The following is a 22,414-nucleotide window of genomic DNA, read 5'->3' as shown; positions in this document are numbered from 1 at the left end:
AAGCTGTTTTCACATCATCAACATCGTAATTTCGACTTTAAGCTTCTCGGTACCTTCGTTGAGGTAATCATCGACAGTCTGCACAGTAAACTGCGCTTCACCTGTAGAATTGATGGTGATGCTGTCTGGTAATGTTTCAGTATCGTCACCACGCGACGCTTTGCCTTTCCAATCAAGCGCTACGTCGATAGAAGTATCACTTGGTAAGTCCGTCAGTGGGTTTCCGTCGGCATCGACTAGTGTCACGGTGTAAGTCAGCTCACCACCTTCATCAATACGTGACTCATCCACGGTAATTTGTGCGTAGACGGTGTCTTCTTCACCTTGAACGGCTTCATCCACAATTTGGCTTGATGCAGAATCGCTACCAGATAACGCATCGACCGTTTCGAAGCTGCTGTTATTATCTGCTACTTCACCCAATGACACGCTAAGCTCTTCACTGCCTTCATTTAAGAAGTCATCGGTAGTTTGAGCGACGAAGCTTGCTGTACCGCTGCTGCCGACGAGCACTGAGGTCGGTAACGGATTGGTGTCGTCACCTAAAGACGCAGCGCCACTCCAGTTGAGTTCAACTTCCACAGACGTGTTGTTTGGTAAATCCGTCAGCGCATTGCCCGCTGCATCAACCAGAGTGACGGTGTACGTCAGTGCACCGCCTTCTTCGATGCTGGATTCATCCACCGAGATTTGTGCGTAGACAGTATCTTCTTCACCTTGAACGGCTTCATCAACAATTTGGCTCGATGCAGAGTCACTGCCAGATAACGCATCGACCGCTTCGAAGCTGCTGTTATTATCCGCTACTTCACCCAATGACACGCTAAGCTCTTCACTGCCTTCATTTAAGAAGTCATCGGTAGTTTGAACGACGAAACTTGCCGTACCGCTGCTGCCCACGAGCACTGAGTTTGGTAACGTAGTGGTGTCATCACCTAAAGACGCAGCGCCACTCCAGTTGAGTTCAACTTCCACTGACGTGTTGTTTGGTAAATCAGTCAGCGCATTACCCTCCGCATCAACCAGCGTGACGGTGTACGTCAGTGCACCGCCTTCTTCGATGCTGGATTCATCCACCGAGATTTGTGCGTAGACAGTATCTTCTTCACCTTGAACGGCTTCATCAACAATTTGGCTCGATGCAGAGTCACTGCCAGATAACGCATCGACCGCTTCAAAGCTGCTGTTATTGTCCGCTACTTCACCTAAAGCAATGCTAAGCTCTTCACTGCCTTCATTTAAGAAGTCATCGGTGGTTTGCACCACAAAACTTGCGGTACCACTGCTACCCACGAGCACTGAGTTCGGTAACGAATTGGTATCGTCACCTAAAGACGCAGCGCCGCTCCAGTTGAGTTCGACTTCCACAGACGTGTTGTTTGGTAAATCACTCAGCGCATTACCCGCTGCATCAACCAGCGTGACGGTGTACGTCAGTGCACCGCCTTCTTCAATGCTGGCTTCATCCACCGAGATTTGGGCGTAGACGGTGTCTTCGGCCGCAGGCTCCGACTCATCAACAATAGTATTTGCCCCTGTTGCTTCACTATTCTCAAGGTACTCACTAGGGCTTGTGACGGATAAGGAAATACTTTCAGAGTTTTCGAGCAACTTATCATCTATGACCTGAACATAGATGCTTAGCTGTGTCTCTCCCGATACTATTTCGAGATCGCTATCTGTGATAGGTCTATAACCACCATTGCCATCTTCGACAAAGAGGCCATCAAGGTAGTCGACACCTTTTGTAGCAGTATCGCTATCGGAGCCAAGCGTTAGTTCAAGCGCTACATTTTCAGTAACTGCTTGATCTAAGTTGATTGTAAAACCAAGGTAAGCGTTATCGGCTTCAACAACAGGATCTTGCGGGACTACGGTAAGTTCAGCGACAGGTAATACATCAACATTGACAGTTACCGTATCAAATCCACCGTTACCGTCACTTACCTGAATATCAAATTGATCTGAGCCATTGTATTCTTCGTTCGGCGTGTATTCCCAATTCCCCGCTCCATCTAATAAGACAGTACCATTTAGAGGTTGTGTTGAGATCGCGTAAGTCAGTTCATCTCCATCAACATCCTCTGCTTGGACTTTTCCACTAACTGAAGAATCTTCCTTCGTGGTCACCGACTCTTCTTCGCCAGTAGGTATACTATTCTCATCGACTAAGACAGGGGCGTCATTAACAGGGTTAACGGTAATTTGGATGGTTATGGTATCGGTAAATCCCGTACCGTCGCTTACTTGAGCAGTAAAGCTATCGGAACCATTGTAATTGGCATCAGGTGTGTAAACCCATGAACCATCGGGGTCAAGAGTTAGTACACCGTTCTCTGGGCCTTCCAAAGCACTAAATATTAAAGAGTCATTATTGGAGTCAGTAGCAAGGAGTTGCCCTGTTAAAGGAATATCTTCGTCCGTATCGATTCCAAGTTCGCTGCCGAGTTCATTGGTCGCTGCATCCACAAAGACCGGGGAATATTGTTGGTACTGCTCCAGTAGGGTTAAACTTTGAGTTTGCGATAAGCCAAGTCTTTCTAGTCCTTGGGTCGCGAAATCAGTTTCGGCTATGGTTTCGGTGCCATCTCTAGCAACACTAGCAGAGTCGGTAAGACTTGAGCCAGACGAAGTACCTGCGGCAGTTGCAAATTCATCTCCAAGCTGAGTCGGGTCTTCCCCTTGCTCTAACGCCGCAAGAATATCGTCGACTTCATCAGTGATGTCTTGAGGAATACCATTATCATCAGCAAGCTGAACGGTTATATCTGGTTGAGTGTCCGCGTCGAATGTTCCATCCGCATTTAGCAGCACCTCACCAGGCTGAAGTGCCTGACCTTCCTCTAGTACTTTCAGGTTACCATTTACATCAATAACCATTACTTGTCCTGCTGCTAAGTTGCCTGCAGCGATAAGAGCACCAAATCCCATATGAGCCTCTAACCTATGTGAACTGCCACTAAAGAACTATGTCAATTTCTTGGCAATTCATTAATTATCATTAATCCTAGTGATAACTTATCATTTTCGAATGTCAAACAGAAGAAATCTGTAACCTGACAGCAACAAATTCACTCCACTAAATGACACTGATCACAACTATTCCATGAAGCAAGATCACGTAATTCTGATGTATTTTCATCCAAAGTATTAAATTTGCTCTAAATGAACTCAATAAACAACACAGAATTCCGTTAACGATTGCGTTACAAATTCTGGTACAAACTAATTAGTGTTTTTATTTTTCTGTGTTACTTTATTGACGATTTCGATACCTTCATCTCAATAATGAGACAAGCAATCTCGTAGTATCACCCTCTAAAGAATTTGTCCAAGGAGAGACAGAGTGAACTGGAATAGACTGAAAACACTAAGCTGCCTTGTAGCTTTGAGTTTTCCTGCTCACAGCCAAACCCTAGAACAAGCTGTAGCGCACACGTTAAAAACAAACCCTGAAATCAAAGCATCTTTTAATGAGTTTGTAAGTAAATCCTACTTAGCAGATGCATCAGGTGGCGCATACTTACCAAGTATAGACTTAGACGCAGGAATTGGTTATGAAGCGGTCGACCTCGCTTCCGGTACCGAAAATGAGCTCACTCGTAAAGAAGCAACTATCACTCTGACTCAACTTCTTTGGGATGGCTCTGCAACGCTAAACGATATGGATCGTACGTCGGCAGACGCTGAATCAGTTCGCTTTCAATTGCTATCAGACGCTCAAGATATTGCACTGGAAGTCACCAAGATTTATCTAGACGCCACTAAAGCGTATGAAGTCTTAGCACTTTCCGAGAGTAACCTCGCGATACACAAAGAGATATACAAAGACATCAAAAGGCGAGTAGATTCAGGTATTGGTTCAACCGCGGATATGTCTCAAGTTGAAGCGCGTATCGCTAAAGCACACGGTAACCTTCTCGCTGCGCAGAACAACCTTTACGATGTTCACACTCAGTTCAAAAGAATTGTTGGCCAGTCTCCTCAAGGGTTAATCTTCCCACGAGCTGATCAAAACATGATTCCATTCACCGTGGATGATGCTCTTAACCAAGCATTCAGCCACCACCCTGTAATCAAAATCGCGCAAGCAGATGTCGATTCAGCTAAGTTCCAATATAAACAATCAAAAGGGGTCAACTACCCTACTTTCTCTATTGAGGCAGCTCAGACGTGGCGTGATGATGCTGGAGGCATCGAAGGTGGCAGTGATGAAACCACAGCGATGCTTCGTATGAGATATAACCTCTATAACGGCGGTTCAGACTCAGATCGTGCGGAAAGTTTTGCATACCAACTTAACAAAGCAAAAGACCTGAGAGACAGAACTTACCGTACGGTTGAAGAAGGACTGAGATTATCTTGGAGCGCTTTGGACCTAACCGTTCAACAAAAAGAGTTTTTGGCTGACCACGTAGACTCGGCATCAGACACGGTTATCGCATATGAAAAGCAATACAAACTAGGTAAACGAACTCTACTCGATCTACTCAACACCGAAAATGAACTGTTCGAAGCTCGTAAAGGCTATTTAGATGCCAAATATTCTGAACAGTACGCTAAGTATCGTGTGATGAATGCGACAGGTAGTTTGTTAGAGTCGCTGCGCGTCGATACGCCAGAAGAATGGAACAAAGAGGTGGAGTACTAAAATGAAAACAGCGATTTTACCTCTAACTATTTTATTGCTAGCCAGTAATGTGGCCTCTGCCGAGAGTGACACTTCAATTGATGAGTTTGAATACCTCGAGACTCCTGTCGCAGAGCAAATAGACGACCTTATTGATGATGATCGTGATGGCGTTATCAATGCACGAGATTTGTGTCCAGAAACACCACTGAAAGCTGAGATAGATAACGACGGCTGTGCAACCTACGTGAAAACTGAGCAGACAATGCAATTGCACATCTTGTTCGCTAACGACTCATCGAATATCAATCCTGCATTTCTGAGTCAAATTCGCTCAATGGCAAAATTCCTTAAAGATTACCCATCGACTTCAATTGAACTCCAAGGCTACGCAAGTAAAGTTGGTAATCATAAGTACAACCAAAAGCTGTCTGAAAAGCGCGCGCAAGAAGTTCAGTCGGCACTTATCAACAATGGTATCAGTCATTCTCGAATCCAAATTCTTGGATTTGGTGACACCAACCTTGAAGAACTTGGCGACGACGAAGTTAGCCATGCGATGAACCGGAAAGTTGTTGCAACAGTGGTTGGACACAAAGGCTCCGTCAAAGAAGAATGGACCATATTCAATAAGATCGAAAAATAAAGGTCTTAACTTTTCTTAAGGGCGCTTAGCGCCCTTTTTTATTGATTATTGAGTGTGATACATCGTTTAAAATGCTACTCTTACAGCGTCTAACTTACAGAGAATAATGCTATGAGCAAATTAACTTCAGACATCCAAAAGAACTTGGAATTGTTTGTTGCCGAAACTAAGGAAACTAAGCTTGTTTGGGGTCTTCGTAACGAAGAAGGATGGCTTGCTGTTGATTCTACTGAGTTTGAGCAAAGCGAAGTAATGCCGTTTTGGTCAGCGAAAGAAGATGCGGTAACTCACAATGTAGAAGAGTGGGCTGACTTTGAAGTGCTAGAAATTCCGCTGGATATTTTTGTAGAAGATTGGCTGCTAACTCTTGCAGAGGACGGTGTTCTTGTTGGTACGAACTGGAACGAGACGTTGGAAGGTAAAGAAGTAGAGCCTTCAGATCTTGCAAAAATGTACCTAAGCTAATTTCATAGCTCATACCTTTCTAAACGCCGCTATTTCAGCGGCGTTTCTCTATCTTCTACCTCATTGAATCAGCACTAATTTGTTCATAGTTTCAGCGGTTATGAGTCAACTCACAAAACTTGCTTGTGAGTTCATTTGAACCAAGCTCATTGTTAGTTTTATAGATATAGTGTCTTGTGTTCTTAGATTTATTCAGAGCTTTCAGTATGTTATCGCATTTTAAAATTGCTATTGCCTCATTCACATTGCTGTCATCATTTTCCGTCACAGCGGCAGAGAGTGGTAACTGGGAATCGATTTATACTAATAAGCTAAAAAATAACGATGAATCTGGTGCGCTGCAGATGTTGCAGTCAAGATATGCTTCACTACCACCAAGTGCTGAAAAGCTCTATGTGAGTTCCAAGATTCATGGTTTCATGACTTTAAGAGGCCAACCGTTTCATGGAAGTGCTAGCATTCGAAACAGTGATTACGCAGAGCAAGAACACACATTTATATCTGCACTTAACGACGAAGAACGGCTTAACTTCGAGCAAGCTCGTTCAAGCTATGAAGAACTGTGGAATGAAGCAAACTTAGCCCATAATCTAGAAGCTAGAACTCTATTCGAATACCATTTATGTCGGTTGCTGAATCGACAAGGTCAATATCACCAAGCTCAATACTATTGCTCGGCATTAAGAGGCAGCTTGGACGATACAAAAGCTCCCCTGTTCCCCAAATATCGAGGCTACCGTATTGTTGGTAATAATCAGGAGTTCCTCGGTGAGTACGCTTCCGCTCTAGACACTTATCAGCAAACACTGTCACTAATGCCTGAATATGTAGACCCTTCAGGCCTATATAATGACATTGGCCTGCTGTTAAAAGAGCTCGGTCGAACGAATGAAGCCAAAACCTATCTTTACCAATCTCTAGATATCCGTGAACAAAAATCAGAGCCACTCAAACAGGCTCAGGTTTACCACAGTTTGGCAGATGTTTACCTCGCTGAAGACAACATCACTAAAGCGATCGATTACTTAGAACAGTCGCTCGCAATTCTTAAAATGCAGGACCACAAGTATGGCCTAACCTATGTCAATCTCGGTTTAGGCAAAGCGCTAGTGCAAGATGGTCAGTTCGACAAAGGACTGCCTTACTTGCTTAGAGCTCTGGAGCTCACCGAAATTCAGAACAATGATAATTTACGTGGTGATATCTACATCGTATTGGCCCTACAATACTTACAACAGCAGCAACTCTCACCCGCGAAAGACTATGCAGAGAAAGCACAGCAATTCGCCATGCAAATAGGCAGTGAACGCCTACGTGCGCGCTCGCTCAGCTTGCTGGCAGACATAGCAGAGCAAAACAAAGATTTTGAGAGCGCATTAGCCTTTTTTCGCCAATACAGCGAAAGTGAAATCGGTATTCGAAACACTGAGAATCAAAAATCGTTCGAAGCGTTACAAATTGAAAAAAACAATTTTCAACAGCAGTTAGCGTACGAACAACTTAAAAATAAAACACTAGAGCAAGAGAATGCACTTTACTCAGCTCGTCAGTACCGCTTAATTTATAATCTGGTGATTTTCTCACTGTTGATCTGCCTCGCTTTACTTTACTTTTCGCAAAAACGAAATAAAGCACGAGCCCGTATCGACAGCTTAACCAACGCTTTTAACCGGGGTGCTGCTATTCGTCATATCAAAAGCCAGCCATCTACACGACACTTCAACAGAAATAATGTTTTGATACTGCTAGATTTAGACAAATTCAAACAAGTGAATGATGAGCATGGCCACCCTACTGGGGACTTAGCCCTTAGAAGAATTTCCAAGGCGATTGCCGAGCAACTAGAAGACAGAGATGCACTAGGCAGACTTGGTGGTGAGGAGTTTATTGTTTACCTACACAATGTAGAAGATATTGATGTTCGAAGTCGGGTCGAACAAATACATAAAAGCATCTCGGATTGTGTATTTGAAACATCAACAGAGGAGTCACTGAGCATCACAGCAAGCATGAGTTTTATTGCAACCCCTCGCTCGCTCAGCGACTTCGATGAACTTTATGCCATATTGGATCAAGCCTTATATCAAGCAAAGGCTAACGGACGAAACTGTATTGTCGATGCTTACAAAGATCCAATTACATTGTCTATGGCTGTGACTTCTTAATGTAATCAACCATCACTGCTTCACGGTTATTTAGATAATCCTCTAAACCCGCTCGGCGTAGATCACATGAAGGGCAATCACCACAGCCATCACCGATCAGTCCGTTATAACACGTCAGCGTTTTCTCACGCACTAGGTCTAGTGCACCGTAATGATCCGCCATCGCCCATGTTTCCGCCTTGTTTAACCACATTAATGGAGTAGCGATGGTAAGGTCTCTGTCCATGCCTTGGACCAAAGCGTTATTCATTGCTTTAACAAACTCATCTCGGCAATCAGGATAGCCAGAAAAATCTGTCTCACACACACCCGTTATAACCGAGTTTGCACCAATCTGATAAGCATAGATACCAGCTAACGTGAGAAATAGAATATTTCTTCCCGGTACAAATGAGTTCGGTAACCCGTTGTCTTGAAGTTCATGAGACACAGGAATATCGTCTCGTGTTAACGAGCTTATAGCCAACTCATTAAGTAAAGTAACATCCATGACTTTATGTGCGGCTACACCAAGCTCTTTCGCTAGGCTTTCTGCCACTTCAATTTCTAATCGATGCCTTTGACCGTAATCAAAAGTAATCGCATGAACTTCATCAAACTCTTTGAGAGCTTTAACCAGACAGGTAGTCGAATCTTGACCACCACTAAATACTACAACCGCTTTTTTCATCTTAATCTACCTAGGCAATGCTCAAGTATTTGTGGGTTTGGATGGAGAGACGCCAGTTTCGCTCGATACAAGTGTCGATGCACAATTGCGTTGCTCGTGATTTTTGGCTGATTGGTTGCAAAGCGATAATAGTGCTTTCGCCCACGTTTGCTTTGTCTAACAGCGCATCTAGATGGTCGATGTCTTTTTGAGTCGCAACAGGGTGCTTAATTTCGTTTGCACGAATCATTGCACTATCTAGCACTGGGAGCTTACCTTTCATGGCCACTTTTGGTGACACCGTAACCCATGTTGCGTCAGACGTACGCACTTCTGACGTACCGCTCGTTTCGATCTGACACTGACAACCGATAGCTTCAAAGGCAGCAGAAAGTGGTTTCAAGTCGTAAATACAGGGTTCGCCACCAGTAATCACGATGTGCTTCGCATTAAAACCTGATTTTCGGTACTGTTCTACGATCTCGTCTGCAGTGACCGAACACCACGTAGGGCTGTCTTCAGTTTTTACTAAGATTTCATTTAATGGTCGCTCTTGTTCAGGCTCCGCTTCCCATGTCTGCTTAGTATCACACCAAGCACATCCCACAGGGCATTCTTGTAGACGAACAAACACCGAAGGAACGCCGGTAAATACACCTTCCCCCTGAATGGTTTCGAACATTTCATTAATCTTGTACAACTTTGTAAAACCTGAGCTTTTAAATTAGGAACGAGACCTTAAATGACAAGTCGCTCAAGGTCAAATCAAAACCCTCTCCAAAAGTGTCTAAAGCTACCTAACAACTAGCATTAGCCGATAAATTTCAATAAGCTAATTTCTCTTCAACAATTGTTTAGGTAAGTCATGTACAAACTCATTGCATTAGATATGGATGGCACGCTTCTCAACAGTGAAAAGCAAATTTCTCCACGTACCCAAGCAGCGATTGCCGCTGCAAGAGAAGCGGGTGTAAAGGTGGTGCTCGCATCTGGAAGGCCACTTAAGGGAATGCAAAGTAAGCTCGATCAACTCGACATTGCGGGCAGCGATGAGTTTGTCGTTTATTGCAATGGCGCTTTAGTGAAAGACTTAGGTACACAACAAGTAATTCATAATGAGATTATTGATGGGAAAGCCGCCAAGGAAGTTGCTCGTCTCGCTCAACAATTTGGATTGTTTACTCATGCCTTTAGCACTGAACATGGGCTAATTAGCCCTCGCAACAATGAATACACCCACCTCGAGGTTTCATTTAATCAGCTTGAGCTAACCGAGTTAGACTTTGAATCGCTCGAAGACAATCATCCTATTATAAAATCGATGATCGTCGGTGAACCAAGTAAACTAAACCAAGCTGTAACAAAGATACCTCAAGAGATTAAGTCTCGATTTACTGTGGTGCAAAGTGCCCCATTTTTTCTAGAGTTTCTGAGTCTAAATGCCAATAAAGGCATTGCCGTCGAAGCAATCGCCAATCACTTAGGCATAAAAGCCCACGAAGTCATTTGCGTTGGCGACGCTGAAAATGATAACCACATGATTGAGTTTGCAGGCCTTGGTGTCGCCATGGAAAATGCAATGGAAGAAACCAAACAACTAGCCAATTACATCACCTCAACTAATGATGAAGACGGCGTAGCGAAGGTGATTGAGAAGTTCATACTCTCTGAACAGTAATACTTGAAATAATTAGGGGTAGTATCCCTACCCCTTTACCGCTTCCAATCAAAGAAAGCATTCACAGTACAAGCGATAATTGTCCGCGTTGTTCAGTGCCTTGTCCGGGTGACGAGCTGCTAGCCAAAAACAAGAGTTAGGTCCGTACATCATGTGTCCACTGACCGTCACGTCTTCCGTTTCTATCATATTGTGCGTGGCCTCGTGTACGACCACGCCAGCATACGAAATAATTGAATCATTTTCTGTTGGAAGTTGCGCAGCATTCTGTTTGATTTTTCTTCTGATCTCTTTCGATGCTCTATCGAATTCTTGCTGTAACACATCAACCTCCGCTGAAGATTTCCCCTTAATATCTTTAAAGAACTGACTTTGGACTTCAGCACGCTCGTCTTTTAAAGCCATATGTGTACCTAGCACTCTGTCGTAAAAAGCTTGGTCATGCACTGTTTGGTTTGAATGGTCGCCCGAACTGGTGAAGAAGTAATGTCCAAGATTGATTCTGATGTACTGCTGCTGCATCAAACTTTCAAAACTTTGGGGGGATGCTGTCCCATACGTTTTTTTCTTAACTGCTACTTTAAACTGAATAGATTTCGAGTTCAGCCCATCCAGCATATTGGTTAGATTTTGCTTTAACTGTGCTTTTTGCTGATTGCTCAAAGCTCCGAACCATCGCTTCATATGTTCATCTGGATCCTTGAGCGAAATATTAGATAAGCCAGCTTGGATAATGCGCTTCGCTTCATCTCTGGACTTACGTATATTCCGAGTTAACGCTTCGCCTGCTAGTCCTTTCTCTTGCCCAACATCATAGACCTCAGGCATTACGACGATACCACCTTGAGCAACAATAATACCTGTCGACTTTTCTACAATTTTATTGACCACTGTTTGAGTGCTTTGAGCATTACTATACGACTTATGTCCCTCGGCTATTGTCGCCAGCTGATCATCAGTGTTGGCGTAGCGCGTGGCCATCAGCAACATGTAGCCTCGCACTGCATTCCGGTGTGCTTTAGCATTCTCAGTATGAAGGGCATATCCACCTAACGCTAACTTTGCGCCAATAGTCTCCTTCGCTCTCGGAACATCTTGCTGTGCCTGCATCCATTCGAGAACACCGAAATAAGCTTTGTAGATCGCTGGATTTTTAGCGCCTAAAGTAAGTAAGGCCCCTATTCCTTGATTGAATCGTTCTAAGTCCGTTTTGGCCATTTGACTGTCTTCCTTATCATTCACAGTGCCGAAAGCGTGTAACCGCACATATTTGTAATGTAATCAGGGATCTATTATTACATTTAACATTTGAATAACAAGAAACATCAAACTCATTTTTAGTTCAATCGTGCTAAGTGCGTGACCGATTTAAGTTCTGACAACTGGTGCTAATAGATTGCTCAACTAATAGAAAAAACGCCTCAATAATCGAGGCGTTTAATTTTGGTAATGAATGAAGGTTGGTTAGCGGACGAACTTTCTACTTAGCAACACAAATGCCAGCATCAATATTGGGTAACGAACCGATTCGATTACTAGCGACATGATGCCACTGTAAGAGACGAAGCTGCCGATATAGCTAATCAATAGGTATATAAACAAGAGACCTACAACAATCGAGACTATATCGCGTACAGCAGGTTGAGTTTCGTTCGGCTTAAATGTCATCACCAGACCCGACGCCGTAATAACAACAGCCAGCCATGCAGTAAAAGTCGGAATTGGCCAAATCACCGTTAACACTACCATACCTGCAGATAAAGCGATCCACACACCTTTAGAGCTCAATAGTTCAGATACATTGAGATCGGGCTTAGACTCAAGCCTAATGATATGCCAAGCGACTAATGCTCCTAGTAGCGCTCCAACAATCATGTCCAATATAAACGCTGAACCACTGTAGAACTTGGTTAACCCCACCAAAAACATCAACCCTAGAAAACTCATCGAGTAGCGATTAATCGAAAGCTTTTCCAGCGCTAACAAAACAATTGTTCCAACCGTAAACCAAACAGCAATTGGCAAGCTTGGAAAACTATAGCCATAACTTGGCGCGAGCTCCAATGCAGGGATATAAACATGAGGCCTTGGCAGAGCAAACCCTTGCTGAGCCACTAGGCTCAAAATAGAAGTGACCGTTAGGGCAAAAAAGACTTTGTAAGTGAATTCCTTGCCAAAACGCCAAAACAATATAGGGAATAAAAAGATAAGCATCAGCGGTTGCGTTAATTGATTTAACGCGAGATTAAGCCCCAGCAATGTAGATTTGATAGGTGCTGGAGCCCCAGAAACCCACTGTTGCAGTCCGGTTATCCAATTCAACTCCGTTTGGTTAAGTTGAGGGGCAGCATCGATAAGGTGTGGAACGTAGGTTACCGATTGATTTGACGCACGGCTGTACATTTCTTTGATTACAGGCCACTGCTCAGGGTAACGGTAATCAGAATCCTTTAGCTTACTAGGGTCCAGTAACATCGCTCCTGAGACTTCAACACCATAGTGAGGTGCAAACCAAATAGGTAATTCGTGCGCGTCTAATGCATTATTGAAATCGTAGGCGATAACATCGGAGTCGGATACACAGTCATACATGACTGCGGTTTCACTGTAGCCAAGAACATCACCGACCGTCACGACCAAACCGGTTTCTTCCCAAGTTTCTCGTTGTGCCGTCAGTTTTGGATCTTCACCAGAAGAAATGGTACCTCCTGGAAGGGAGATCTGTTTGGTTAGAATTTCGTTGACCAACACTAGTCGGTCATCCGCTCTCACAATACAAAGAGAGCCCTTAATTCCTTCAGGTAAAGCAGTTTCATTTGCAGTGGATAGAGTAGAAAAAAGTAATGAAATACATCCAACTGCCAGTACGAATAGTCGTGATATCACGTGAAAACCTTAAAACAAATAATTACAGTGCTTTTCTTAGCCAATGAATATGATGTTCAAAACCACTGTGTTTATAAAAATCGATCGCTACTTGATTGAAGTTCCAAACTTCAACAAATACTTGCTGAACACCGTATTCCTTAAATCGCTGTTCCAACTGTCGGCACAGCCTGTGTGCCACTTTATGTTGACGGTATTTGGGAGCAACATAAAGCTCATCAATACTCCCCATTGGGATTGGTTTGCTGACTGTGGAAACAAGCTCACAAAAATGCCCAGTAATGAAACCAATCACTCTATTGTCGACTTTCGCGATTAATACCAAACACTCCGGATCATCCAAGTAGCGAGCAATACTCTTTTCTTGCTCGATCTCTTCCGCCGTTTTGAAATGTTCAGGGCAAGCTAGATGGTGTTCATTATGCAAATCGAACATCAGCTCGTTGAGAGTCTCGAGATCTTTAGCTTGAGCTGCAGTAATCGCTATCGTCGACATGATATATTCGCTTCACGAATAAACTATTGAATTGGCTTGATTGTATAGAATCTTTAATAAAAAAGCCCCTACAAATAGGGGCTAAGTTAATATTTTTTGACAAATTTTCATTTAAGATTCATTGAGTACTCGCTCAATTTCGCCAAGGCTCGTTGGGTCATCAATCGTTGATGGCACCGTGTACTGCTCGCCATCCGCAATCTGTCGTATTGTTTTACGCAGAATCTTGCCCGAACGAGTCTTAGGCAACCGCTCAACAACTAGAGCATGCTTAAAACAAGCTACCGCTCCGATCTGCTCACGCACCTTGCCGACTAGCTCCCCCTCTAACTCTATGTCATCGACTTTTACACCGTCTTTGAGAACAACTAGCCCTAGTGGTAACTGCCCTTTCAAGTCATCGTGAACCCCTACCACTGCACACTCGGCAATAGCGGGGTGTCCGCCTACGATCTCTTCCATTTCACCAGTAGATAACCTATGCCCAGCAACGTTAATCACGTCGTCAATACGCCCCATAATAAACAAGTAACCGTCTTCGTCTAGGTACCCACCATCACCCGACACGTAATACCCAGGAAACTGCGTCAAATACCCACTTTCAAAACGATCATGATTACGCCATACCGTTGGCAAGCAGCCCGGCGGCAAAGGACGCTTAATAGCAACAAAGCCCTGTCGATTGGGTTGGGCAGCTTCACCCAACTCATCAAGAATCTCGACTTGATAACCTGGCACTGGTTTAGTCGCAGACCCCGCTTTTATCGGCATAAGCTCTAACCCAGTAGGGTTACTGGCAATTGCCCAACCAGTTTCTGTTTGCCACCAATGGTCAACAACAGGTTTATCTGTTTTGCTTTCTACCCACTCTAGTGTTGGAGGATCTAGCCTTTCACCAGCCATGAATATGGTTTTGAGAGTGGATAAATTGTAATCCGACAGCAGTTCACCTTCTGGGTCTTCTTTCTTAATCGCGCGAAATGCCGTTGGTGCCGAAAACAGAACGTCTACCTTGTACTCTTCACACACTCTCCAGAAAGCACCCGGATCTGGCGTTCGAACAGGCTTACCTTCAAACAGCACAGTAGCGCAACCATGAATTAGAGGTGCATAGACAATGTAGGAGTGGCCCACAACCCAACCGACATCGGAGGCTGCCCAAAATACACCGTCTTGGGGCATGTTATAGATCGTGCCCATGGAATACTTCATCGCAACCGCGTGACCACCATTATCTCGCACCACACCTTTTGGTTTTCCTGTGGTACCAGAGGTATAGAGTATATATAGCGGATGTGTAGAACGCACCGGAACACAATCATGCGGCTGCGCCTGCTGTACGGCGCTATGCCAATCAAGGTCTCTAGATTGATTTAAATCCGCTTTACATTCCGGCCGTTGAAGCACCACGACTTGTTCTGGCTTCCATCGGCTATCCATTACGGCTTTATCAACTAAAGGTTTATATGGAATCACCTTGTTGATTTCAATGCCACAAGATGCCGTCATAATAACCTTGGGTTCAGCGTCTTCAATTCTTACTGCGAGTTCATTGGGTGCAAACCCACCGAATACAACAGAGTGAATTGCCCCAATTCGTGCGCAAGCCAACATCGCCATTGCAGCTTCTGGAATCATCGGCATGTAGATCACGACTCGATCTCCCATGCCAACGCCCTGCTCTACTAACATTCCAGCGATTTGGGCTACTCTCTGTTTTAACTCTTTGTATGTATATTGCTGTTTGGTTTTGGTTACCGGTGAGTCGTAAATCAGGGCCGTTTTGTCTCCTCGACCGTTGGCACAATGGTAATCCAAAGCTAACCAACAAGTATTGAGCTCACCATCGGGGAACCATCGTTCAATACCATTTTCATCAGGCTGTAACGTTGTTTTTGGCGCTGTAAACCAATCAATTTTTTCCGACTGGGCTTTCCAGAACTGCTCTGGTTCGTTTAGTGCCCATTGATATTCAGTTTGATAAGCAGACATAGTGCTTCTCCATTCACATTATGAGGTAGCGTGCTTTGGTACACGTACCCACCCTTCCATTAGTATTCGGGCGCTACGACTCATAATCGCCTTCTCTATCTTCCAGCTGTTTTCACACATCTGAGCTTTTGCCCCAACTTTCAGCGTTCCAGATGGGTGACCAAATGTTACCGCCTCTCTTTCACCACCACCTGATGCTCTATTGACTATTGTTCCGGGAACAGCTGCTGCCGATGCTATAGCAACCGCTGCCGTACCCATCATGGCATGATGGAGTTGCCCCATTGACAACGCCCTAACCAGCACGTCTATGTCGCTCTCATCGACCGATTTACCACTGGAGGCTTGATAGCTTTTTGCTGGCGCAACAAAAGCGACTTTTGGTGTGTGTTGCCGTGATGCTGCTTGTTCAATGCTATCGATTAAGCCCATTTTCACCGCACCGTAAGCGCGGATTGACTCAAAACGTGCTAACGCATCTTCATCACTGTTAATGTCACCTTGAAGCTCAGTTCCCAGATAACCAATCGCACTCGCATCAACGAAAATAGTCGGTATTCCAGCATTGATCAGCGTGACCTCTAACTCTCCCAGTAGCGGTACTTCCAATACGTCTGTGATATTTCCGGTTGGAAACATTGCACCTTCGCCGTCTGCAGGGTCTTCGAAATCTACCTGTATTTCTGCTGCCGGAAATGTCACTCCGTCGAGCTCAAAGTCACCTAGCTCTTGCACCTCTCCCTCATGAACTGGAACGTGAATCACGATGGTTTTACTGATATTGGCTTGCCAAACCCTTACTTCAGCAATGCCGTTATGCGGGATTTTATCTTTGTCGACCAAACCACTGTGAATTGCGAATGGTCCAACAGCCGCCGAGAGATTGCCGCAGTTACCACTCCAGTCTACAAACGGTGAATCGATAGAAACCTGCCCAAAAAGGTAATCGACATCGTGATCAGCTCTTTCGCTTTTTGAGACAATGACAACTTTACTGGTGCTTGAAGTCGCTCCGCCCATGCCATCTGTATGTTTGGCATAAGGATCTGGGCTTCCAACTACTCGGAGCAACAAACGGTCTCGTTCGCTTCCCGCTTGTTGCGCTTCCATCGGCAAATCCGCCAAGTTAAAAAATACACCTTTGCTGGTTCCACCGCGCATGTAGGTTGCCGGGATTTTGATCTGTTTTCCGTGTTCCATCACTCCCTCCTACTGCGCTAAGAAATCTTTAGCAAAACGCTGTAGCACACCGCCCGCTCGATACACGCTCACTTCGTCCTCTGTGTCCAGGCGACATAACACTGGGACATCTACCTGCGAACCATCACTTCGAGTGATGATCAAACTAAGCTCACCACCAGCCTTTATGTCACCAGACACGTCATAAAGTTCGGTGCCGTCCAATTTCAATGATTTACGATTTACTCCCGATAAAAACTGCAGAGGCAACACACCCATTCCAACCAAGTTAGTCCGGTGGATTCGTTCAAAGCCCTCGGCAACAATCGCTTCTACTCCTGCTAATCGGACTCCTTTAGCCGCCCAATCGCGCGATGAACCCTGACCATAATCGGCGCCTGCCACCACAATGAGCGGTTGCTTTCGATTCATGTAGGTTTCAATCGCTTCCCACATTCTTGTCACTTTGCCTTCTGGCTCTATTCGCGCTAAGGAGCCTTGCTGTACTTCTCCACTTTGAATCACCATTTCATTGAACAGTTTCGGGTTCGCAAATGTCGCTCGCTGAGCCGTCAGGTGGTCTCCGCGGTGAGTCGCATAGGAGTTAAAATCCTCCTCAGGCACCTTCATTTTGGCTAGGTATTCGCCTGCCGCACTGGAGGCCAAAATCGCATTTGAAGGGGATAAATGATCTGTCGTGATGTTATCGCCTAGGATGGCCAACGGACGCATGCCTTTTAAGGTTCTTTCTCCGGCAAGAGCCCCCTCCCAGTATGGAGGGCGGCGAATATAAGTACTCATCGGTCGCCAGTCATACAGTGGGTTAGTATTCTCACTCTGGTCATCAAGATTGAACATTTGAATATAGACCTGGTTGAACTGTTCAGGTTTTACATGCTGATTAACAACCGCATCAATTTCTTCATCGCTTGGCCATAGATCATTCAGGAAAACATCATTGCCGTCGCGATCTTTACCTAAACTGCCTTTTTCAATATCGAAACGAATGGTTCCAGCCAAAGCGTAGGCAACCACTAATGGAGGTGATGCGAGAAATGCCTGTTTCGCATAAGGATGAATACGTCCGTCGAAGTTTCTATTACCAGAAAGCACCGCCGTGGAATATACATCTCGCTCGATGATTTCCTTTTGGATATCGGGGTCCAGCGCCCCACTCATACCGTTACAGGTCGTGCAAGCGTAAGCAACGATTCCAAACCCTAACTGCTCAAGTTCAGGCAATAACCCCGCTTCTTCCAAGTAAAGCTTCGCCACTTTAGAGCCTGGTGCGAATGAAGTCTTAACCCATGATTTTCGGGTCAAGCCCAGTGCATTTGCTTTTTTCGCCACCAAGCCTGCGGCAACAACATTTCGAGGATTACTGGTATTGGTGCAAGAAGTAATCGCGGCAATGATCACAGCACCATCAGGCAATAAGCCCTCTTCTTGCTCCCACTTACCAGCTATACCACGTTCAGCGAGCTCTGTTGTTGGGAGGCGTCGATGTGGATTCGACGGCCCAGCTAGGTTGCGCTGAACCATGGATAAATCAAACTCAAGCACACGTTCGTACTGAACCGTTTCTAAATCATCCGCCCATAAGCCTGTATGTTTCGCGTAACGTTCGACAAGTTCGACTTGCTCTGGCTCACGCCCGGTCAGTTTCAGGTAGTTGATAGTTTGCTCATCGATATAAAACATGCCAGCTGTCGCGCCATACTCAGGCGTCATGTTTGAGATCGTTGCTCTATCACCAATAGTAAGATCGCGTGCGCCTTCACCAAAAAACTCTAAGTAGCTGGATACGACTCGTTGCTCTCGCAAAAATTCTGTAATCGCCAATACAATGTCAGTTGCCGTAATCCCAGGCTGTCTTTTCCCCGTCAGTTTAACACCAACGATATCGGGTAAGCGCATCATCGAAGGCCGACCTAGCATCACCGTTTCAGCCTCTAGTCCACCGACTCCAATAGCTATTACGCCCAGAGCATCTACGTGTGGCGTATGACTGTCGGTACCAACACAGGTATCAGGAAAAGCGACACCATTTTTGGCTTGCACCACAGGGGACATTTTCTCTAAGTTGATTTGGTGCATGATGCCGTTCCCAGCAGGAATAACGCTAACGTTCTTAAACGCGGTTTTACACCACTCAATAAAATGGAAGCGGTCTTCGTTACGTCGCTCTTCAATTTGTCGGTTTTTCTCGAAAGCTTCGGGATCAAAGCCTGCATGTTCTACTGCTAGCGAGTGGTCGACAATCAACTGTGTTTCTACCACAGGGTTGACCTTTGATGGATCACCGCCTTGATCGGCAATTGCATCACGCAGTCCCGCAAGGTCAACTAACGCTGTTTGGCCAAGAATATCGTGGCAAACTACGCGAGCAGGATACCAAGGAAAATCTAAGTCTCGTTTTCGCTCGATGAGCTGCAGCAACGATTGCTCTAACTGGCTCGGATCACAGCAACGCACCAATTGTTCCGCCAACACTCGTGAAGTGTACGGCAAAGACTCGTATGCGCCTTCGCTGAGTGCGTTCACCGCCTCACGAGCGTCGTAATACTCTAAGTCGGAGTCAGGCAGACGCTTGCGGTACTGATTGAAGTTAGAGGGAATGTTTACATTGGATATCGTCATAACTTTCATCCATGAATTTTTGTACAGCGGACTCTGAAGAGCCCTATTTCAGGCTCTACAGAGCCTCGATAAAAAGGCTGGCTATCTTTGCTCGATTGGAACCCAATCTTGGTGATCAGGTCCTTCATAATCTGCGCTCGGCCTGATTATTCGATTGTTTGCACGCTGTTCATAAACGTGTGCAGCCCAGCCTGTCAGCCGGCTCATTACAAAAATCGGTGTGAACAATTTGGTTGGGATATCCATGAAATGGTAGGCAGAAGCATGGAAGAAATCCGCGTTGCAGAATAGGCCTTTCTCGCGTTTCATCACCGATTCAACTCTTTCTGACACCACATAGAGGCTTTTGTCACCAACCGCATCCGAAAGCTCTTTAGACCAGCGCTTAATCAATGCATTGCGAGGATCACTCTCACGGTAAATTGCATGACCAAATCCCATGATTTTGTCTTTGTTCGCTAACATCTGCATGATGTTACTTTCCGCTTCCTCAGGGGTTTGCCAATCTTGAATCATTTCCATTGCCGCTTCATTCGCGCCGCCGTGTAGTGGCCCACGTAATGTGCCAATCGCCGCGGTAATGCACGAGTGAAGATCAGATAAGGTCGAAGCACACACTCGAGCAGCAAACGTTGAGGCGTTAAACTCGTGCTCTGCGTACAGAATCAGCGAACAGTGCATAACTTGCTTGTGTAATGCGCTTGGCTCTTTATCCGTCAATAGCTTTAGGAAATAGCCCCCGATACAGTCTTGAGATTGATCTTCCGTATCAATACGAACGCCATCATGGCTAAATCGATACCAGTAACAAATGATGGCTGGGAATAATGCCAGCATTCGTTCAGTCGCGGCTTGCTGCATAGAAAAGTCAGTTTCTTGCTCAAGGTTCCCTAACATTGAACAGCCTGTACGCATAACATCCATCGGGTGAGCGTCGGCAGGAATTAGCTCTAACGCCTCTTTAAGCGCTTTTGGTAAGCCACGTAAACTCACCAGCAAAGTCTTATAATCATCCAACTCTTTCTGATTCGGCAAGTGACCACGTAACAGCAAGTGCGCAACTTCCTCAAATTGAGCATTGTTAGCCAAATCAGTGATGTCGTAACCTCTGTAGGTTAGACCCGTCCCCGTTTTACCGACAGTACACAGTGCTGTGCTTCCAGCGCTTTGCCCGCGAAGGCCTGCGCCACCTAATGCTTGGTTAGGCATGATTGAACTCCTTTTCGTTTGGCTGTGTTCTCTTTGGAACGGTTGTAACCAAACTGATTTCACGTTATTGGATTAGGTTTATCTATAATTTTTCATATCTAAGTAAGAAGATTCTTGGGCTTCTATTGTCTATTTGTCTTCAGCGAACAATCGATCAAGTTTATCTTCGTAATCGTGGTAGTTCAGGTGCTCATAAAGCTCTTTACGAGTCTGCATCGTCTCTAGCAACGCTTCCTGATTTCCCTCAACTAGCAAATGCTTGTAGACGTTCTCTGCCGCTTTATTCATGGCTCTAAACGCACTTAGCGGGTAAAGCACCATATCCACTTTCGATTTGGCCAGCTCGCTGCAATTATAGAGCGGTGTTTGCCCAAACTCGGTGATGTTGGCTAAGATGGGAACGTGCTTTCCGACCGCAGATTCAAGTGCTGTCGAAAATTGAACATACTGCTCTAACTTGTTCATTGCTTCAGGGAAGATCATGTCGGCACCGGCTTCAACACAAGCAATGGCACGTTCAATAGCTCTATCGATGCCTTCAACCGCTAGCGCATCCGTTCGAGCCATCACCACAAAATCCTCATCGTTACGAGCATCTACTGCGGCCTTAACACGGTCGACCATTTCTTGTTGGCTTACGATCGCTTTGTTAGGTCTGTGTCCACAACGCTTTTGCGCTACTTGGTCTTCCATATGAACAGCAGCAGCGCCCGCCTTTTCCATACCTTTGATTGTCCGAGCAATATTGAATGCGCCACCAAATCCAGTATCGATATCCACCAGCAACGGTAAGTCACAAGCGTTAGTGATTCGGTCAACATCCACCAACACATCGTTTAAGGTTGTAATACCTAGATCAGGTAAGCCATACGACGCATTGGCGATACCGCCACCGGATAAATATATCGCTTGGTGACCTAAGTTCTTTGCCATCATGGCGCAGTATGGATTGATCGTGCCGACAATTTGCAGTGGATCATTGTTCTTTACAGCGAGTCGGAACTTCGCCCCCGGAGAATGACTCATAGTTTTTCCCTCTAGTCCATTAGTCTCTTATTTACATAGATATCTGTTGTTCTATTAGCTTACGACTGCCTGAGATATGCCTTCTCATCAGCATCTCAGCCAGCTCTTCATCTCTATTTCTAATCGCTTGAAGAATAAATTCGTGCTCCCTTAAGGCTTCTTTTGGCCGAGACTGAGCGCGTGGAGATTGGTAGCGATACATGCGTAGTAAGTGATAGAGCTCATTGCATAGCAGTGAAACCAGCTTGCTGTTTCTGCTCGCTTTAATAATTCGATAATGAAAATCGAAGTCTCCATGCTGGTGAAAGTATGAAGCCCCCTCCACGTCATCAATGTGTTTTGAGTGACGAAAAAGAACGTCTTCAAGCCCATTGAGTTCTTCTTCAGTAATGTGCCTTGCTGCTAGTCGTGCCGCCATACCCTCTAGAGCTTCGCGCACGGAATACAATTCGAGGAGCTTTTCCGCTGAAAAGGTAATGACCTTGGCACCGACATGTGGAATGCGTTCGATAAGACCTAAGCCTTCAACGCGCATTATGGCTTCGCGCAGTGGGCCGCGGCTGACTTCAAATCGCTTGGCAAGCTCTGGCTCTGATATTTTGCTTCCTGGTTCAATATCACCGCCAACAATCGCTTCAATCAAATACTCGGTCAGGTTTTCAGACTTAGTATTTTCTTTGTCGCTTTTACCCTCGACAGAGGAAGTAAGCATCGTATTCATAATCAAGCTACCTATTGTGTTGACTCATTAGA

17 protein-coding genes are annotated in these 22,414 nt (G+C 45.2%); 5 read left to right on the top strand and 12 right to left on the bottom strand.

Going from position 1 to position 22,414, the window contains the following annotated elements:
- Window positions 1-9: 9 nt before the first annotated feature.
- Entirely contained in the window at window positions 10-2,931 is a 2,922-nt protein-coding gene (locus J4N42_RS06975) for an Ig-like domain-containing protein (RefSeq protein WP_252030704.1), read from the bottom strand.
- Between the two features lie 415 nt (window positions 2,932-3,346).
- On the opposite strand from J4N42_RS06975, the gene J4N42_RS06970 reads away from it, so the two are divergent.
- From J4N42_RS06970 to J4N42_RS06955, 4 genes are all read left to right on the top strand, one after another.
- A complete protein-coding gene (locus J4N42_RS06970) occupies window positions 3,347-4,651 on the top strand; it encodes a TolC family outer membrane protein (protein ID WP_252030703.1) in 1,305 nt (434 codons plus the stop codon).
- A gap of 1 nt (window position 4,652) precedes the next feature.
- A complete protein-coding gene (locus tag J4N42_RS06965) occupies window positions 4,653-5,276 on the top strand; it encodes an OmpA family protein (RefSeq protein ID WP_252030702.1) in 624 nt (207 codons plus the stop codon).
- A gap of 111 nt (window positions 5,277-5,387) precedes the next feature.
- Window positions 5,388-5,741: a DUF2750 domain-containing protein gene (locus J4N42_RS06960; RefSeq protein WP_252030701.1), complete on the top strand. Its 354-nt coding sequence runs from the start codon at window positions 5,388-5,390 to the stop codon at window positions 5,739-5,741.
- 206 nt (window positions 5,742-5,947) lie between these two features.
- Window positions 5,948-7,906 carry a diguanylate cyclase gene (locus tag J4N42_RS06955; protein WP_252030700.1) on the top strand — a complete coding sequence of 653 codons (1,959 nt, stop codon included), beginning with the start codon at window positions 5,948-5,950 and terminating at the stop codon, window positions 7,904-7,906.
- On the opposite strand, the gene queC is transcribed toward J4N42_RS06955, so the two are convergent.
- Window positions 7,887-8,576, bottom strand: coding sequence for a 7-cyano-7-deazaguanine synthase QueC (queC, locus tag J4N42_RS06950; RefSeq protein WP_252030699.1), 690 nt, complete (start codon window positions 8,574-8,576; stop codon window positions 7,887-7,889). The genes J4N42_RS06955 and queC overlap by 20 nt on opposite strands.
- Before the next feature lie 10 nt (window positions 8,577-8,586).
- Window positions 8,587-9,237 carry a 7-carboxy-7-deazaguanine synthase QueE gene (gene queE / locus J4N42_RS06945; RefSeq protein ID WP_252030697.1) on the bottom strand — a complete coding sequence of 217 codons (651 nt, stop codon included), beginning with the start codon at window positions 9,235-9,237 and terminating at the stop codon, window positions 8,587-8,589.
- 183 nt (window positions 9,238-9,420) lie between these two features.
- Between queE and J4N42_RS06940 the strand changes: the two genes are divergently transcribed.
- Window positions 9,421-10,233 (top strand): Cof-type HAD-IIB family hydrolase, encoded by an 813-nt coding sequence (locus tag J4N42_RS06940; RefSeq protein ID WP_252030696.1) that lies wholly within the window; start codon window positions 9,421-9,423, stop codon window positions 10,231-10,233.
- 48 nt (window positions 10,234-10,281) lie between these two features.
- Here J4N42_RS06940 and J4N42_RS06935 read toward each other — a convergent pair whose 3' ends face one another.
- The 9 genes from J4N42_RS06935 to J4N42_RS06895 all read right to left on the bottom strand — a co-directional run bounded on the left by J4N42_RS06935 (window position 10,282) and on the right by J4N42_RS06895 (window position 22,382).
- Window positions 10,282-11,451 carry a M35 family metallo-endopeptidase gene (locus J4N42_RS06935; RefSeq protein WP_252030695.1) on the bottom strand — a complete coding sequence of 390 codons (1,170 nt, stop codon included), beginning with the start codon at window positions 11,449-11,451 and terminating at the stop codon, window positions 10,282-10,284.
- Between the two features lie 246 nt (window positions 11,452-11,697).
- A complete protein-coding gene (locus J4N42_RS06930; RefSeq protein ID WP_252030694.1) occupies window positions 11,698-13,119 on the bottom strand; it encodes a bifunctional NUDIX hydrolase/phosphatase PAP2 family protein in 1,422 nt (473 codons plus the stop codon).
- A 22-nt stretch (window positions 13,120-13,141) separates the two neighbouring features.
- Window positions 13,142-13,615 (bottom strand): GNAT family N-acetyltransferase, encoded by a 474-nt coding sequence (locus tag J4N42_RS06925; RefSeq protein ID WP_252030693.1) that lies wholly within the window; start codon window positions 13,613-13,615, stop codon window positions 13,142-13,144.
- Window positions 13,616-13,726: 111 nt separating this feature from the next.
- Complete coding sequence (locus J4N42_RS06920; protein ID WP_252030692.1) at window positions 13,727-15,607, bottom strand: propionyl-CoA synthetase; 1,881 nt, start codon at window positions 15,605-15,607, stop codon at window positions 13,727-13,729.
- Between the two features lie 18 nt (window positions 15,608-15,625).
- A complete protein-coding gene (gene prpF, locus J4N42_RS06915) occupies window positions 15,626-16,807 on the bottom strand; it encodes a 2-methylaconitate cis-trans isomerase PrpF (protein WP_252030691.1) in 1,182 nt (393 codons plus the stop codon).
- A gap of 9 nt (window positions 16,808-16,816) precedes the next feature.
- Window positions 16,817-19,426, bottom strand: a complete 2,610-nt coding sequence (acnD, locus tag J4N42_RS06910; RefSeq protein ID WP_252030689.1) for a Fe/S-dependent 2-methylisocitrate dehydratase AcnD — start codon at window positions 19,424-19,426, stop codon at window positions 16,817-16,819.
- 81 nt (window positions 19,427-19,507) lie between these two features.
- Window positions 19,508-20,635 carry a bifunctional 2-methylcitrate synthase/citrate synthase gene (prpC, locus tag J4N42_RS06905; RefSeq protein ID WP_252030688.1) on the bottom strand — a complete coding sequence of 376 codons (1,128 nt, stop codon included), beginning with the start codon at window positions 20,633-20,635 and terminating at the stop codon, window positions 19,508-19,510.
- Window positions 20,636-20,764: 129 nt separating this feature from the next.
- Entirely contained in the window at window positions 20,765-21,661 is an 897-nt protein-coding gene (gene prpB / locus J4N42_RS06900) for a methylisocitrate lyase (protein WP_252030687.1), read from the bottom strand.
- A 31-nt stretch (window positions 21,662-21,692) separates the two neighbouring features.
- Entirely contained in the window at window positions 21,693-22,382 is a 690-nt protein-coding gene (locus J4N42_RS06895) for a GntR family transcriptional regulator (protein WP_252030686.1), read from the bottom strand.
- Between the last annotated feature and the right edge of the window lie 32 nt (window positions 22,383-22,414).

The sequence above is a fragment of the Vibrio sp. SCSIO 43135 genome (assembly GCF_023716665.1).
GTDB classification, from domain to species: domain Bacteria; phylum Pseudomonadota; class Gammaproteobacteria; order Enterobacterales; family Vibrionaceae; genus Vibrio; species Vibrio paucivorans.
This window is presented reverse-complemented; position numbering and strand designations above follow the sequence as displayed.